Source organism: Streptomyces sp. NPDC048644, assembly GCF_043199105.1.
GTDB lineage: Bacteria > Actinomycetota > Actinomycetes > Streptomycetales > Streptomycetaceae > Streptomyces.
Map to the genome: position 1 here is coordinate 12,034 of NZ_JBICVO010000020.1, position 13,889 is coordinate 25,922.

Consider the following 13,889-nt stretch of genomic DNA (forward strand, 5'->3'; position numbering starts at 1 on the left):
ACCTACACGTTCCAACACCCGACGTCACCACATCCGCGCGATGAAGGCGGGCCGGCCACCGGTCCGTCCCCGGTGGACCGGGACCAGGCCCGCCGGTTGCAGAGCACCCCGCACCTCGCCCGGCGCGGTACCGGGCACGGCTCCGGTCCGGGCGTGTACCGCTGGTCGTGGAAGGAGCGATCACGCTGCTGCACTGGTTCCGCCGCCTGCGCATCCTCACATCCGGGATCTCAGCACGTCGACCTCACAGCCCGGCGCGAACGGGTCGAAGCCGTGCTCGGTCAGCCAGCGAACTGCCAGCAGGCTTCGCAACGACCACCACGCGTGGATCACTTCGATGTCGATGTCGGTGCCATAGCCGGCGAGGACGTCGTCGAGGTGCTCCTTGTGTCCGAGCGTGAAGGTGGCGAGGTCGTACAGGGCATCACCCTGGCCCGCCTCGGACCAGTCGATGATGCCCGTGACCTCGTCGCCGACGACGAAGACGTGCGCGATCTGCAGGTCGCCGTGCGTGAACGCCGGAGTCCACGGCCGGAGTGCGGCCTCGGCGACCTGGCGGTTGTGGGTGACCAGGTCAGCGGGCAGGAGGCCGTCCGTCACGAGCGACTCGCACTCGTCGTCGAGTTCCGCCGCCAGCGCGACGATGCTCCGGCCGGCCCGGCCGGGCAGGGGCGGCAGCGGCGCGTCGTGCAGCTTCCGGATGGCGGCGCCCGCCGCGGCCCACGCCGCCGACGACCCGGTCGACGGCCCGCCGAGGCGCCCAAGCGTCGTCCCCGGGAGTGCGGCGATCGCGAGCACGGGCGGCTTGCGCCACAGGACCTCCGGGGTCGGGACCGGCGCGAGGGACATCGCCTCGACCTCGACGTCGATGCGCGCCTGATCGGCGTCCACCTTCAAGAACACGTCACCGACGCGCAGAGTCGCGCGCTCGGGATGGGCGACAACGACTTTGACCTCATCCATGGGCGGCCAGTATCCCGGGGACGATCGCCGACGTCGCCAGGTTTATCGCGTGCACTTACGCGGCTGACCGCGTCCCAAAGCCCGGGACTCTCTCTGAAACCCCCGTTGTCACCGTATTCGGGAAGACGCAGGAGGGGCCGGCCTGCTGCGGTGGTGATCTCCAGAACCGGATACTCCTCCCCGATTCGTATGCCGGGATGATCCGGCACGGTCTCCCCGCTGTGAGGGCTGATGGTCCGGTCGCATCGGACTATCACAGCCGGAGAGTACGGGGGCGTCGCTCCGCACCACCGGGACCGTGTCCGCCGTCGCCGACGGCGGACACTTGCCGAGCTGCTCGACTTCTCCTGAGGGCGCCGCCGCGGCCAGCTGGTCCCCACTTCGGGGCCGCCCTTCCGCGCCGTGCCGCCTGGGGAGGCGGTAGCCGGCCGGATCGGCGGTCGGCCGTGGCGCCGGTGCTCCCCGGCGCGGGTCGTGAGCGCCCCGTGCCGGGGCCACTCTTCACGGGTCGGTGCGGCAAGTCGGGGGCGCGGTCGGTCGTCAAACCGGTGACCACGTCGTCAGTGGCGGTCCCTACGAGCCGGCCCACCGTGGTGTCCGAGGCGCGGACGGTGTCAACGGGTGAAGGTGCGCCGGTAGGCGGTGGGAGTGGTGTCGAGTACTCGCCGGAAGTGCAGACGCAGGTTGTCTGCTGTGCCCAGGCCGCAGTCCCGTGCCACCTGGTCCACCGAGTGGCTCGTGGTCTCCAGCAGTTCACGTGCCTTGCCGAGGCGGGCGCTCAGAAGCCACTGCAAGGGGGTGGTGCCCGTCTCCGCGGCGAACCGGCGCATGAAGGTGCGTGGTGAGACGCCCGCGTGCCGGGCGAGCACGCGGAGTGTGAGCGGTTCGTCGAGGTGGTGCAGGGCCCATCCCCGGGTCTCGGAGAGCGATGCCTCTCCGGCCATGGTGACCGGAGCCGGTACGTACTGGGCCTGCCCGCCGTCGCGGTGCGGTGCGGCCACCAGGCTGCGGGCGATCCGGTTGGCCACGATCGCCCCCAGGTCGCGGCGCACGAGGTGCAGGCACAGGTCGATGCCGCAGCACACCCCGGCCGACGTGAGCACGTCCCCCTCGTCGACGTAGAGCACGTCGCGGTCGACCCTGACGGCCGGGAAGTTGTGTTCGAGCTCGTCGATGTGCTGCCAGTGGGTCGTGGCGTGCAGCCCGTCCAGTACGCCCGCCGCGGCCAGTGTGAAGGCGCCCGTGCAGATCGACACCACCCGCCGGCCCCGGTCGCGTGTTTCGGCCAGCACGTCGAGCACGTCCTGCGGCGGCCGTGTCAGCGGTTCGTGTCCCGGCACGATCACGGTGTCGGCGGCGCGCACCTGGTCCAGGCCCCCATCGGCGACCAGGGAGAAGCCCGCGGTGGTCGCAACCGTGGAGTCGAGCCCGCACACGGTCACCTCATAGGGGGTCTCCGGGCGGGCGTTGAAGATCTGTGCCGGGATCGCCAGATCGAGCGGAGTGACGCCGTCCAACGCCAGGACCGCGACTCGGTGCATCAACATGGCAATATTCTAATGATCCAGGTCATTATTGCCACTCACCTGGTCAGGGCGGTGAATGCCAGTCTGGAGGACATGACCGGAACGACCCGCAGCCAGGTGGCCCACGAGACGGCCGCCGACCTGATCACGCTGCCCGACACACCGCTCACCGGCGCTGTCGTGCAACTCATCAAGCCGGTGGAAACGCCGTCCGTGTTCAACCACAGCATCCGCACCTACCTGTTCGCCCGGCTCGTGGCCGCACGCCTCGCGCTGGCCGCCGGACAGGACTACGACGACGACCTGCTGTTCGCGGCGTGCACGATGCACGACCTCGGCGTAGCGTCGGACGGCCCGCACACCCAGCGTTTCGAGGTCGAGGGCGCCGACCGGGCCGCCGCGTTCCTCATCGAACACGGACGGTCCGCGGCGGACGCCGACGAGGTCTGGCAGGCCATCGCCCTGCACACCTCCACGGGCATTGCGGAGCGCCGCGGCACGCTGTGCGTACTCGTCCGCGAAGGCGTCGCGCTCGACTTCGGCGGCCCGATGGGAACCACCCACGCAGACGCCCTCAGCGACGAGCAGGCCGATGCCGTCCACGCCGCCTATCCACGGCTGGAGATGATCCGCTCACTCACCGACGCGATCGTCGCGCAAGCCGCCAAGAACCCGGCGAACGGCCCCCGTTACTCGATACCCGGTGAATTCCTGCGCGAACGCCAGGCTTTCGGCCGGACCAGGATGGAGCACGCCTGCAGCTCCTCCCGATGGGGCGATTGACGGACCCGACCCATCCCTGATCGACAGAGACGACAGAGAAAAGGACACACCGCAATGCCCAGCTACCCCGTAGAGGTCCCCGACGACTCGCCGGTCTTCGGAGGGACCACCACCGCCTTCGCACGCTTCGGCCACGCCGCCGCGATCCGTTCGCACGGGCACCTGTTCATCTCCGGCCAGATCGGCCGCCGCCCCGACGGCGTCGCGGGGGAGACCGTCGAGGAGCAGACCGAGATCGCCATCCGGCGCATCGAGGAGATCCTGCGACTGGAGAACCTCGACCTCAGCGCCCTGGTGGACGTGACCAGTTACCACGTCGGCATCCGCCAGAACATGCCCGGCTTCCTTGAGGCCAAGCAACGCCTCGTCAAGGCGCCCTACCCCGCCTGGTCGATCATCGGCGTCAGTGGCCTCGCCAGCCCGGAACTCCTCGTCGAGATACAGGCGACCGCCGCCTACCCCGACAACGCGGCCCGGTAGACCGTTGCGCGGGTTCCGGGGTCCTCGGCCCCGGAACCCGCAGCGGTTCAGTGAGGTGTGTCATGAAGACTCCGACTCGACCGGGCGACGTCCCCTTGACCGCCCGGCGTTCAGGCGGTCCCACCGGGCCGGCGCTGCCGGCGTCGATCACCGTCTCGTTCCTTTCAGCCCGCCCCGCGAGCGCCCCGCGCCTCACGCTCGTCGGCTTCCGCACGCGCACCGCCCCCTTTCGGGAAGGCGCGCGGCGGCGGGCACCGGCCGCGTCCTTCCGGCCGCTGCGCTCGCGCCGAGCGGCAGTGCGATGACGGCCTCAGCGGCGGTGGTGGCCACGCCACCCTCGCCGGTGCAGGGGAAAGCTGGGGGCCACCGCGTCGGTGACTCCCTTTGTACCGGGGGTCAGGGACAGGGCTCCGGGGCCGGTCAGCGCAGTTGCTGCCACCACCAGGCGAGCGAGGGGCAGGGCAGCGGTTCGGTGCTGGGGTCGCTGGAGTGGTCGGTGAGTGTGAGCGGGATGGGGGCGGGGTTCGGCGGGGGGAGCTGGGTGCGGGGTGTCACAGCTGTATAGCGGGGGGAATGCGAGCCCCAGTCGAGGTTGGAGCGGATCGCGTAGGCGAGGTCCGCGACGTAGGCCCTTCCGGCGGCGCTCAGCTTGGGCTGTTCCTGCTCGCGCAGGCGCAGGAACAGTGTCGTCAGGCGGTCTCGCAGGGCGACAGCCTGGTGGACGGCCTGTTCGGGCGGGCAGTCGTTCAGCCGGGCGAGCAGCATCACGATGTTGAGCTTGGTTTTGTCGATGAGCAGTTCGCGGTTGTAGGAGAGCAGGTCGTTGTCGAGGGCCATCAGCAGGAAGGACGATTCCTGCAGTGCGCGCAGGGCGGGGGAGTGGAACTCGGTGCCGGGGATCTCCTCGCCGGCGGTGATCTCCGACCAGGACATGCTGGCGGCGCCGCCGGCATTCAGCATCCGCAGGTGCAGGAACTCGTCCAGGCCGGCGGGGGTGGGGTTGGCCATTCCCCACAGGATGGAGTGGAACCATTTGCGGTGGGCCTCGACGAACCGGTACAGCTGGGTCGGGGTGGCGACGGCCTGCACCGAGGACATGAGTGACTGCAGCGCGGCGACCGGGCCGGTCTGATCCGCAGCCGGCTCGGTGGCCGGGGATTCCATGACGCGGAGCAGGTGGCTGGTGAGGCCGATCGCCGAAGCGAGCTTGTCGGGGGTGGTGGCGGTTTCCATGCGGACGTCGTCGACGTAGAAGATCCAGTGCAGCCATCGGGCGGTGAGTGCGACGCGGTCGGTGAGGCCTTCGGGATAGATGCGGGTCATCGCCTCCGTGTAGTTTCGCGCGATGACCCAGGCCCGGTCGATGTCGCTGGTGTAGAGGCGGTAGCGGTCGAGCCAGAGCAGGGAGTCGCGGTCGATGCTCTCGTGCTCGGGGTGGACGGCCGCGTCGATGGGGCAGTACAGCGGCGGCAGATCAAGCATCCGCGGGCCGGTCGTGTCCGTGATCGTATCCATGGCGTGCTCCGTCGTGGTGTGGAGTGAGGAGGGGGCGTTCTGGCGGCTCGGGTGACGCTCCGCGGGGTGGGCGCCGGCGCGGTGGTGGCCTGGGCAGTGGACGGGCTGTGCAGTGTGCGGGCGGTTTCTTCGTCAGGACGCGCGGGTGGCCGCCGAGGCGGCGAGCCGGCGCAGTGCCGTGGTGGCGGCGGGCCGCAGGGCGCTGTCGTCCAGTGCTCGTCGGGCGGCGTGGAGCCGGTCGGTGATCATCTGTTCGACGGCGGCTGCCGCCCCGGTGGTGATCAGCACCGTGCGCAGCGCGTCCGCCGCGGTCCGGTCGAGGGTCGGATCGCCCAGGAAGTCGTTCAGGGTGCGTCGTTGGGCTGGGGTTGCCCGGTCGAGGGCGGTGGCGACCAGCACGGTGTGCTTGCCCTCGCGCAGGTCGTCCAGGGTGGACTTGCCGGTCTGCTCGGGGTCACCCCAGACGCCGAGGAGGTCGTCGCGCAGTTGGAACGCTTCACCGAGCGGGATCGCGTAGGCCGACAGGGAGCGCAGGTGGGCGGGGTCGGCGTCGGCCGGGGCGGCGCCCAGGTGCAGGGGGCGCTCGATGGTGTACTTGGCCGTCTTGTAGCGGATGATGCGCCACGCCGTGTCCGTGTCGGCCGACGGATCCCCCGCCGCCGTCAGGTCCAGGTACTGGCCGACCAAGGTCTCGGTGCGCAGCGCGTTCAGCAGCTTCCATGCCCGGCGGCGCCAGGCGGGCGGGGTGTCGTCGGCGTGCAGGAGCTCGTAGGACCAGCCGAGGGCGAGGTCGCCCAGCAGGATCGCGGTGTTCACCCCCAGCGTGTCCGCGTCCGGGCGGTGCCGGTGGTGGGCGGCCATGGCGCGGTGGGCGGTGGGCAGGCCGCGGCGGGTGTCGGAGTTATCCATGATGTCGTCGTGGATGAGGGCGAAGGCGTGGAACAGTTCCAGGGAGGCGGCCACCCGCCAGAGCGCGGGCGGCGGTACCTGGTCGGTGATCGCCGCCCAGCCGGTGACGCACAGCAGGGGGCGGATGCGCTTGCCGCCGGCGGCGAGCATGTTCCGGAGCAGGCCGGTGAACAGGGTGATCTCCGGGAGCTCGGAGGCCGTCTGTTCCTGTTCGTCGAGGAAGGCGTACAGCACGGCGTCGACGGCCGCACGAATGCCGTCCGGGTCCAGCGGGGCGGAGGGGGGCGCGGTCAGGGCGGTCACGGGGTGCCGCCCTGGGCCGCGGGGCCGGCGACGTTGAGGGCCTCTTCGAGGAGTGCCTCGACGATCCGTGCTTCGGGCACGGTTCTGACGACTTCGCCGTGGACGAAGATCTGGCCTTTGCCGTTGCCGCAGGAGACGCCGAGGTCGGCTTCGCGGGCCTCGCCGGGGCCGTTGACGACGCAGCCCATGACCGCGATGCGCAGGGGGTGGGGGAAGCCGTCGAAGGCGGCCTGGACCTTGGCGGTGAGCCGGTAGACGTCGACCTGGGCCCGCCCGCAGGACGGGCAGGAGACGATCTCCAGCCGGCGGGGGCGCAGGCCGAGGGCCTGCAGGATCTGGGTGCCGGCCTTGACCTCCTCGACGGGCGGCGCGGTCAGGGAGACACGGATGGTGTCGCCGATGCCCTCGTTCAGCAGGATCGCGAAGGCGGTGGCGGACTTGATCGTGCCCTGCGGCGGCGGCCCGGCCTCCGTCACTCCCAGATGGAGGGGGTAGTCGCACCGGGCGGCGAGCTGCCGGTAGGCGGCAATCATCGTCAGGGGGGCGTGGTGCTTCACGCTGATCTTGAGGTCGGTGAAGCCGTGCTCCTCGAACAGCGCACACTCCCACAGTGCCGACTGCGTCAGGGCTTCCGGGGTGGCTGCGCCGTGCCTGGCCAGCAGCCGTTGGTCGAGGGAGCCGGCGTTGACGCCGATTCGGATCGGAATCCCGGCGGCTGACGCGGCGGCGGCGATCTCGCGGACCTTGTCGTCGAACTTCTTGATGTTGCCCGGGTTCACGCGGACCGCCGCGCAGCCGGCGTCGATCGCCTGGAAGACGTACTTGGGCTGGAAGTGGATGTCGGCGATCACCGGGATTTTCGACTTCGCGGCGATCTGCGCGAGGGCGTCGGCGTCGTCCTGGGAGGGCACGGCGACCCGGACGATGTCGCAGCCGGCGGCGGTGAGTTCGGCGATCTGCCGCAAGGTGGCGTCGACGTCCGCGGTGGGGGTGGTGGTCATGGACTGGACGGTGACCGGTGTGCCACCACCGACGAGGACGTCACCGACCCGCACCTGACGGGTGGGGCGGCGGGGCGCCGGGGCGGGTGCGGGCGGGGCGGCGGTGGGCTGGGGCAGGTCGACGGCGGTCATGCCGTACTCCCGTCAAAGAAGCGGTCGGGCCGGTTGGGTCTGCCGCCAAGGACGCGCGGCAACCAGCCGCACTCATGGCATCGATCCTGGAGTCACCCGGGCCGGCCCAGTTGATCCGTGCACCCAGGATCTCCTCGGCCACGACCCCGTGGAAGGGAGCGCAGGACCATGCCTGACGTGAACATTCGTCAACGATGTATGCCCCGGGTATGCGGGTTCAGTTCGTACGCCCACGAGCGGCGCGCACTCCCGCACTCGGCCACCGAGGCGCGGCGTTTGCGTGCTTCCGCACGCCCCGTAGCCGGGGTTGTCACAGGGCTCGGATTGGCGTGCACTCAGAAAGCTGACGAACAACTTTCACCGGAGCCGTCGTCTACGGCGGACCCGAGCAGAAGGAGCAATTTCTCATGAGCGAGCCCTGGCCGCGTCACGCCATCATCAAGTTCGCCGGCACTGTCATGGACGGCTTCAGGGACGGTGCCTACGATCTCCTCGACTGCGCGGCGCGGGTGGACGGCAAGTTCCGCGAGACGGTCGTCCTCCTCTTGGAAGAGGACGAGGAGGACAAGGACATCGCTTACACCCGCGAGGCCCCCCGGGGCGAAGAGGCCCGGGCAGAGGAGCTGCGCCAGGCGCGGGCGGAGTTGGCCGTGCTGCAGGAGAGGATCGGCCGCCTGGCCGAGGCCACGCCGCCCGCGCAGGAGTCGGTGGGAGACCGGTCCCCGGTGGCACGTGCGTGACCGCATGGGCCGTAGCGGGCACCGACGTGGAGCGCCTCCTCGTCCGAACGGAAGGCGGGCGGCTGTTCGACACGCTCACGCGTCGACCGGTCACTGTGGAGGGGCTGGCCGGCGAGGTGCGGCGCGGAAGCCGTTTCCGGGTCAGGGACGGCGAGAGCGGCAGTGAGTGCACCTACCAGGTCCTTGCCCAGGTGCTCCTCACCGCTCTTGCCCCGGCCGCGCCCGGGGTTGCTCGGCCGGTCGGCCGGTCGCCGGGCACGGTGGGGCTGCTGTCCGATGCGGTCGGTGACGGCTCCTCTTCCGGCTGGAACGGGTAGGCGAGAGACCGCGGACAGACGCCCCGGTCGCGGCCGGAGCCGTTGGCGGCGGCCTGTCCGCGACGAGCGCGAGTTCCCTGGTAACGGCGTACGTGGCTTGTTCTTGGAGGCTGTGTGTCCGCTCGCGCCCGGTATGTGGCCGGTGTGCTGGGCCGTCTGCTCGTGGAAGAGGTGCGCCGGTCCGGGCACGGAGGCGGTGCCGGTACCGGGGAGGAGCGGCAAGAGCGCGCGCGGGCGGTGCGGGAGGCGCTGCAGTCGCTCGGGCCGTTCTACATCAAGGTCGGGCAGATGCTCTCCACTCGCCCCGACTTCGTGCCCCCGGCGATGATTGCGGAGTTGGGGCAGCTCCACGACCAGGTCACCCCGGAGCCGTTCCACGTCTTCGAGCCCGTACTGGCCCAGGACTTCGGGGCCCGCTGGCCACGCCTGTTCCGCGAGATCGACACCGACACACCGCTCGGGGCGGCGTCACTGGCCCAGGTCTACCGCGCCGTTCTCGCCGACGGCACTCCGGCCGCGGTGAAGATCCAGCGCCCTGGCGTGGAGACGGTCATGGCCCAGGACATGGCTGTCCTGCGGCGGATGGCCCGCGTGACCGCTCGGGCCGCACCCCGGTTCACCACGGTGATCGACCTGCCGGCCATGCTCGGGGTGCTCTTCGACGCCATGGAGGGCGAGAGCGACTTCCGTAAGGAGGCCGCCCACATGCGCATCGCCCTCCGCCTGACCGAGGACGTCAAACACCTGACCGTCCCCCTCGTCCTGCTCGACCCCACCCGGCGGGTCCTGGTGCAGTCCCTCGCCCCCGGCACCTCGGTCCGCGACGCCGAGCCCGAGGCGTTCACGGCCGACGAGCGCTCCGGTATCGGGCGGGACCTGATGGCGTTCATGTTCCGGGGGTTCTTCCTCGACCGCTACTTCCACGCCGATCCCCACCCGGGGAACGTCTTCGTCGCCCCCGGGCAGCCGGCCCACCTGATCGACTGGGGCATGGTCGGCCGCATCGAGGCCAACGTCAGCCGGAGCCTCGTCCTGGCCCTGCTCAACGTGGCCGCCAACGACGGCACCGGGCTGGCGAAGACCTGGACCGAGATGGGACAGCCCACCCCCTGGGCGGACCTGGCGGGCTTTCGCACCGACATGGCCGCCCTCGTGCCGAAAGTCACCTCCGCCTCGCTGGAGGACCTCAACTTCGGCGTCACCCTCACCGCCGTTCTCACCTGCGCCACCCGACGCGGCATCCAGTCCAGCCCCGTCATCGCCCTCCTCGGAAAATCCTTCGCCAACCTCGAAGGATCCATCCGCCACCTGTGCCCCGAACTGTCGATCACCGACGTCTTCGCCGAGAACCTGCGCACCATCATGTTCGGCCTCGCCCAGGAGACTCTCTCCGAACAGCAAGCCGCCCGCACCGCACTCGAACTCATGATCGCCGCCCCCGGAAGCCTCCAGCAGGGACGCGGAATCCTGCGCAACCTCGCCGATAACGACCTCACCCTGCGAATCGCGACAGGCGGGGGGAAACCAGGCCCCCGTCAGCCCTCCACCAACCCGCACTACACCCGCGCGGCACTGATCCTGGCCACCGCCATCATCTGGAGCAGCCGCAGAAAGTAACCGCGCGTGGTCGCCGGTCGCCAGGCACATATATTCGTTGGTTTCGCGGCGGATGATACGGCGCCCGCCGAAGGCTCTCGACGTCAACGGCTTCTAGAGGATGTTGCGCAGGGGCTGGGTGGCCATGCCCAGACGGCGGGCGGCTTCGTCGCGGGTGCTGAAGGCCGTCGCTACCGTTCCGGCGGCGGTAGAGCGCTGCTGACGCAGGTCGGGCAGGGCCGGATACGCAGGAGTTCGGAGAGCGCTTCGGTGCCGTGGACGGCTTTGGTGGCGCCCGCGAGGACGCTTCGAGCCTGTGCGCGGCGTTCGCCCGGGGCGGTGTCGCGCTCGGGTGGGATGCGGTAGGAGGGGCGGAGCTGTCGGCGGGGGCGGCAGCGAGGGCGGCGGCCATCTCGTCGTCCAGCGCAAGAGCGCACGCGGGCATGACGCCGGCGCACGGTCCGTCAGGGGCGCAGGTCGACCAGTATCGGCGGGATCAGGGTGTGCCCGGTGATGGCGCCGGACGGCAATACCGACCGACCGCACGGGATTGGATCGAGCGCCAGACGGCTGGCCTGCCCGCCGGTTTCGCCGGGGACATCGAGGACTGGCTTCTCTGGCTGCTGGACGGCGACGCCCGCACCCGGCCCCGGGCACCCTGCACCGCTACTTCGGAGCTGTCCGGCCGATCGTGGAAGAGTGGGCCGCCCACCGAGGCCAGCTCCGGGCAATCACCCGCGAGGACGTGATGGACACGGTCGCCGACCTTCGCGGCAGCCAGTACACCTCCGCGGTCACCTCCCTGCGCTCTCTCTTCCGCTACGCCAAGCAGCACCGATGCGTCTTCACCGACCCCATGCGCGGGATCCGCGTCGGCCATCGCAGCCCCGGTCCGTCACCCCGATGACCGACGCCGAGGTCACCCACGCTCAGATCACCGCCGCGAACCCTGCCGCGCGCCTCGCTGTCGCCCTGGCCGCCGTCCACGCCGCCCGGAGCGAGACAATCCGGGCGCTCCAGCTCGACGACCTGGACCTCTGCCAGGGCCGCATCACCATCGTCAGCAACGTCCAGCCGATGGGAGCACTCACCCGGGCCGCCCTGCGGGCCTGGCTCGCCGAACGGCGAATGCGCTGGCCGCACACCCTCAACCGGCACGTCGTGGTTTCCCGTCGGACCGCGAACGGCACCGGCCAGGTGAGGTCTACTTCCTCAAGCGGCAGCTCACCATGAATGGCGTGAGCCTGGACCGCATCCGCGTTGACCGCGTCCTGGGCGAGGCCCTCGCCACCGGGGCCGACCCACTCCACCTGACCTCGGTCTTCGACCTCTCCGAGGCCACCGCCACGAAGTACGCGTTCCTCGCCCACCGGCTCTTGTCCGAACCGCTCCCTCAGGAGAAGACGGAGCAGGCGGCGACGGCGGGTGAGGGGTGTGGACGAAACCGGTCAGCTTCCGCAACCGCAGGCCGTTGCCGCCGGGGCAGGCTCGCCCGTCTCCGCCGGAGCGCTGGTGCAGCAGGCGTCACTGCCGTCGAGCGCAGGGCTCTTGCCCATCTGGTCGGCGTCGGCCTTGACGACGTAGACCTCCCAGGGTTCGCGGCCGGGGCCATGGACCCAGACCTTGTCCTGGAGGGCGTAGCAGCAGGAGGTGTCGTTCTCCTCGAATGTGGCGAGCCCTGCCTCCTTGAGCCGGTCGGTGACGGCGGTGACCGTCTCCGTGGAGTCGACTTCGACGCCGAGGTGATCCAGACGGGTGTCCTGACCGGGCTCGCCCTCGATGAGGACGAGCTTGAGCGGCGGCTCGGTGACCGCGAAGTTGGCGTAGCCGGGCCGGCGCTTGGCGGGCTCGACGCCGAACAGCTTGGCGTAGAAGGTCACCGAGGCTTCGAGGTCGGCGACATTGAGGGCGAGCTGAACACGGGGCATGACGGTTCTCCTCGATCACGTTGCATTGACACCTGTCGATGCAAGCTTGCGTCTTGGATTGAAGAACATCAACATAGAAACATGTCGAAACAAGAGCTTGTGGCGCTCGGCCAGGGCAGTGCCGGGGGGAGCTGTCCCGCGCTGCTGACCGCCCCGCTGGACGAGGGCCAGTCCGCCGACCTGGCGAAGGTGTTCAAGGCGCTGGGCGACCCGGTGCGGGTGCGGCTGCTGTCGATGATCGCTTCCCGGGCGGGCGGGGAAGTCTGCGTCTGCGACCTCACCCCGGCCTTCGAGCTGTCGCAGCCGACGATCTCCCATCACCTGAAGCTGCTGAAGCAGGCCGGACTCATCGACTCCGAGCGGCGCGGAACGTGGGTGTACTACCGCTTGCTTCCGCAGATGACCGACCGACTCGCCGCGATTCTCACCCGCCCCGCCGGACAACCGCCGGCCGAGACCGCGCCCGCAGGAGCCGCCTCGTGAGCCGCTTCGCGGCCGTCGCGCACCGCTGCCGGGGAGCCCGCGGAGCGATGTCGCTGCCCTTGATCACCTTGGCGAACTCGGCGTCGAACCGCTCCTTGCCGACCTTCTCCGCGAGCGTGGTCAGGTACTTCACCTGTGCCTCGGTGGCTGGCTCGGTCTTCGCCTGCTTCCGCCGCTCCTGCGCAGGGGCGTAGATCTGCTGGTAGTGCTCCTTGCGGGCCGCCTCCGACTCCGGGCTGCGGCAGGTGATGTGCACGCCCTCGAACCAGGCCCGGGTGCCCGGCTTGCCGGTCACCGCCTCCCACAGCGCGTCCGCCGTCAGCTTCTCCTCGTCGACGCCTTCGAGTCCCGACGGCGAGTGATCGCAGCCGGGCGCGCATTCCAGGTGGCTGGGGCCTCACATGGATCTCCGCGGCGTCCCACAAAGGGCCGCCAGCGCCTGCACCTCCGCGTAGGAGAGGGGTGCGCGTTCCACGGGCAGGCCGTCGCGGGTGGCGGTCGCGGTGGTCACGGCCGCCGCCAGGGCGTTGCGGTAGAGCAAAGAGCCGAGACTGATCCTGCGCACGCCGAGTGTGGCCAGGTCGGCGAGGGCGGGTCCGGTCGGTGTGTACAGGATGTTCAGTGGCACGGTGAGGGTTGCCGTGAGGGCGGCGATCCTGTCCGGATCTGACAGCCCTGGCACGAATGCCCCGTCCGCGCCGGCCTGTTCGTACACCGCGAGGCGCCTTGCGGTCTCTTCCTCCTGGCGTCCGAGCCAGTAGGTGTCGGTGCGAACGTTCACGAACAGTGCGGGCACGGCGGCCTTGACGGCGGCGATCTTCGCGGCGTGTAGTTCCACGGGGGCGAGGGTGCTGTCCGGGCGGCCGTCTTCGATGTTGATTCCCGCGGCGCCTGCGTCGTAAAGCCTTCTGGCCAGCTCGGCCACTTCCTCGGGGTCATCGCTGAAGCCCCCTTCGGTGTCGACGGTGAACAGGAAGGAGCCCTGTCCGAGTCGGCGGGCCAGAGCCAAGGTCTCCTCGACGGTCGCCGCCGCCCCGTCCGGCAGGCCGGCGGTCGCAGCCACGCCGAGGCTTGTGGTGCCGATCGCCTGGAAGCCCTGTGCCGCCAGAAGGGCCGCTGAGGCGTAGTCCCAGGCATTGGGCAGCAGCAGCGGCGTGGCCTGGTGGTGCAGGCGGGCGAAGGCGGTCGGCGACATGCTGTGCGTCATGGCGCT

General features: G+C 70.3%; 16 protein-coding genes. 8 read left to right on the forward strand and 8 right to left on the reverse strand.

All coding sequences use genetic code 11. The features are described from left to right. Positions 1-216: 216 nt before the first annotated feature. Entirely contained in the window at positions 217-963 is a 747-nt protein-coding gene (locus ACGFNI_RS31785) for a phosphotransferase family protein (protein ID WP_393688590.1), read from the reverse strand. 614 nt (positions 964-1,577) lie between these two features. Then, positions 1,578-2,510 (reverse strand): GlxA family transcriptional regulator, encoded by a 933-nt coding sequence (locus ACGFNI_RS31790; protein ID WP_393688592.1) that lies wholly within the window; start codon positions 2,508-2,510, stop codon positions 1,578-1,580. Between the two features lie 72 nt (positions 2,511-2,582). On the opposite strand from ACGFNI_RS31790, the gene ACGFNI_RS31795 reads away from it, so the two are divergent. Together ACGFNI_RS31795 and ACGFNI_RS31800 are read left to right on the forward strand one after the other, a co-directional pair. Further along, positions 2,583-3,272, forward strand: coding sequence for an HD domain-containing protein (locus ACGFNI_RS31795; protein ID WP_393688594.1), 690 nt, complete (start codon positions 2,583-2,585; stop codon positions 3,270-3,272). Positions 3,273-3,326: 54 nt separating this feature from the next. Continuing rightward, positions 3,327-3,752: a Rid family hydrolase gene (locus ACGFNI_RS31800; RefSeq protein ID WP_393688596.1), complete on the forward strand. Its 426-nt coding sequence runs from the start codon at positions 3,327-3,329 to the stop codon at positions 3,750-3,752. Positions 3,753-4,172: 420 nt separating this feature from the next. Here ACGFNI_RS31800 and ACGFNI_RS31805 read toward each other — a convergent pair whose 3' ends face one another. The 3 genes from ACGFNI_RS31805 to ispG all read right to left on the reverse strand — a co-directional run bounded on the left by ACGFNI_RS31805 (position 4,173) and on the right by ispG (position 7,612). Next, positions 4,173-5,267: a hypothetical protein gene (locus tag ACGFNI_RS31805; RefSeq protein ID WP_393688597.1), complete on the reverse strand. Its 1,095-nt coding sequence runs from the start codon at positions 5,265-5,267 to the stop codon at positions 4,173-4,175. A gap of 132 nt (positions 5,268-5,399) precedes the next feature. Then, entirely contained in the window at positions 5,400-6,479 is a 1,080-nt protein-coding gene (locus ACGFNI_RS31810; protein ID WP_393688599.1) for a polyprenyl synthetase family protein, read from the reverse strand. Further along, positions 6,476-7,612, reverse strand: coding sequence for a flavodoxin-dependent (E)-4-hydroxy-3-methylbut-2-enyl-diphosphate synthase (gene ispG / locus ACGFNI_RS31815; protein ID WP_393688601.1), 1,137 nt, complete (start codon positions 7,610-7,612; stop codon positions 6,476-6,478). Before ispG ends, ACGFNI_RS31810 begins: the two co-directional genes overlap by 4 nt. A gap of 407 nt (positions 7,613-8,019) precedes the next feature. On the opposite strand from ispG, the gene ACGFNI_RS31820 reads away from it, so the two are divergent. The 5 genes from ACGFNI_RS31820 to ACGFNI_RS31840 all read left to right on the forward strand — a co-directional run bounded on the left by ACGFNI_RS31820 (position 8,020) and on the right by ACGFNI_RS31840 (position 11,498). Further along, on the forward strand, positions 8,020-8,352 hold the full coding sequence (locus ACGFNI_RS31820; protein ID WP_393688602.1) for a hypothetical protein: 333 nt from the start codon (positions 8,020-8,022) through the stop codon (positions 8,350-8,352). After that, positions 8,349-8,669, forward strand: a complete 321-nt coding sequence (locus ACGFNI_RS31825; RefSeq protein WP_393688604.1) for a polyhydroxyalkanoate synthesis regulator DNA-binding domain-containing protein — start codon at positions 8,349-8,351, stop codon at positions 8,667-8,669. Before ACGFNI_RS31820 ends, ACGFNI_RS31825 begins: the two co-directional genes overlap by 4 nt. A 114-nt stretch (positions 8,670-8,783) precedes the next feature. Then, positions 8,784-10,286 carry an ABC1 kinase family protein gene (locus tag ACGFNI_RS31830; protein ID WP_393688606.1) on the forward strand — a complete coding sequence of 501 codons (1,503 nt, stop codon included), beginning with the start codon at positions 8,784-8,786 and terminating at the stop codon, positions 10,284-10,286. A 670-nt stretch (positions 10,287-10,956) separates the two neighbouring features. Next, a complete protein-coding gene (locus ACGFNI_RS31835; RefSeq protein ID WP_393688608.1) occupies positions 10,957-11,172 on the forward strand; it encodes a hypothetical protein in 216 nt (71 codons plus the stop codon). Beyond that, positions 11,169-11,498, forward strand: a complete 330-nt coding sequence (locus tag ACGFNI_RS31840) for a hypothetical protein (protein ID WP_393688610.1) — start codon at positions 11,169-11,171, stop codon at positions 11,496-11,498. The genes ACGFNI_RS31835 and ACGFNI_RS31840 overlap by 4 nt, the downstream gene beginning before the upstream one ends. A 215-nt stretch (positions 11,499-11,713) precedes the next feature. Here ACGFNI_RS31840 and ACGFNI_RS31845 read toward each other — a convergent pair whose 3' ends face one another. Beyond that, positions 11,714-12,193, reverse strand: a complete 480-nt coding sequence (locus tag ACGFNI_RS31845) for an ArsI/CadI family heavy metal resistance metalloenzyme (RefSeq protein ID WP_393688612.1) — start codon at positions 12,191-12,193, stop codon at positions 11,714-11,716. Positions 12,194-12,274: 81 nt separating this feature from the next. Here ACGFNI_RS31845 and ACGFNI_RS31850 point away from each other — a divergent pair, with 81 nt between their 5' ends. Continuing rightward, positions 12,275-12,676 carry an ArsR/SmtB family transcription factor gene (locus ACGFNI_RS31850; protein ID WP_393688614.1) on the forward strand — a complete coding sequence of 134 codons (402 nt, stop codon included), beginning with the start codon at positions 12,275-12,277 and terminating at the stop codon, positions 12,674-12,676. Here the strand turns inward: ACGFNI_RS31850 and ACGFNI_RS31855 are convergent. Continuing rightward, the gene (locus tag ACGFNI_RS31855; protein WP_393688616.1) at positions 12,618-12,971 is read right to left on the reverse strand and encodes a hypothetical protein; all 354 of its coding nucleotides are present in this window, start codon (positions 12,969-12,971) and stop codon (positions 12,618-12,620) included. The genes ACGFNI_RS31850 and ACGFNI_RS31855 overlap by 59 nt on opposite strands. A 102-nt stretch (positions 12,972-13,073) precedes the next feature. Beyond that, complete coding sequence (locus ACGFNI_RS31860) at positions 13,074-13,883, reverse strand: isocitrate lyase/phosphoenolpyruvate mutase family protein (protein ID WP_393688618.1); 810 nt, start codon at positions 13,881-13,883, stop codon at positions 13,074-13,076. Between the last annotated feature and the right edge of the window lie 6 nt (positions 13,884-13,889).

What these genes read in the sequence shown, in the direction of transcription:
- ACGFNI_RS31790 (WP_393688592.1), bottom strand. Translation starts at nt 2,510, where the DNA reads ATGTTGATGCACCGAGTCGCGGTCCTGGCGTTGGACGGCGTCACTCCG.
- ACGFNI_RS31785 (WP_393688590.1), bottom strand. Translation starts at nt 963, where the DNA reads ATGGATGAGGTCAAAGTCGTTGTCGCCCATCCCGAGCGCGCGACTCTG.
- ACGFNI_RS31795 (WP_393688594.1), top strand. Translation starts at nt 2,583, where the DNA reads ATGACCGGAACGACCCGCAGCCAGGTGGCCCACGAGACGGCCGCCGAC.
- ACGFNI_RS31860 (WP_393688618.1), bottom strand. Translation starts at nt 13,883, where the DNA reads ATGACGCACAGCATGTCGCCGACCGCCTTCGCCCGCCTGCACCACCAG.
- ACGFNI_RS31820 (WP_393688602.1), top strand. Translation starts at nt 8,020, where the DNA reads ATGAGCGAGCCCTGGCCGCGTCACGCCATCATCAAGTTCGCCGGCACT.
- ACGFNI_RS31840 (WP_393688610.1), top strand. Translation starts at nt 11,169, where the DNA reads ATGACCGACGCCGAGGTCACCCACGCTCAGATCACCGCCGCGAACCCT.
- ACGFNI_RS31845 (WP_393688612.1), bottom strand. Translation starts at nt 12,193, where the DNA reads ATGCCCCGTGTTCAGCTCGCCCTCAATGTCGCCGACCTCGAAGCCTCG.
- ACGFNI_RS31800 (WP_393688596.1), top strand. Translation starts at nt 3,327, where the DNA reads ATGCCCAGCTACCCCGTAGAGGTCCCCGACGACTCGCCGGTCTTCGGA.
- ispG (WP_393688601.1), bottom strand. Translation starts at nt 7,612, where the DNA reads ATGACCGCCGTCGACCTGCCCCAGCCCACCGCCGCCCCGCCCGCACCC.
- ACGFNI_RS31850 (WP_393688614.1), top strand. Translation starts at nt 12,275, where the DNA reads ATGTCGAAACAAGAGCTTGTGGCGCTCGGCCAGGGCAGTGCCGGGGGG.
- ACGFNI_RS31805 (WP_393688597.1), bottom strand. Translation starts at nt 5,267, where the DNA reads ATGGATACGATCACGGACACGACCGGCCCGCGGATGCTTGATCTGCCG.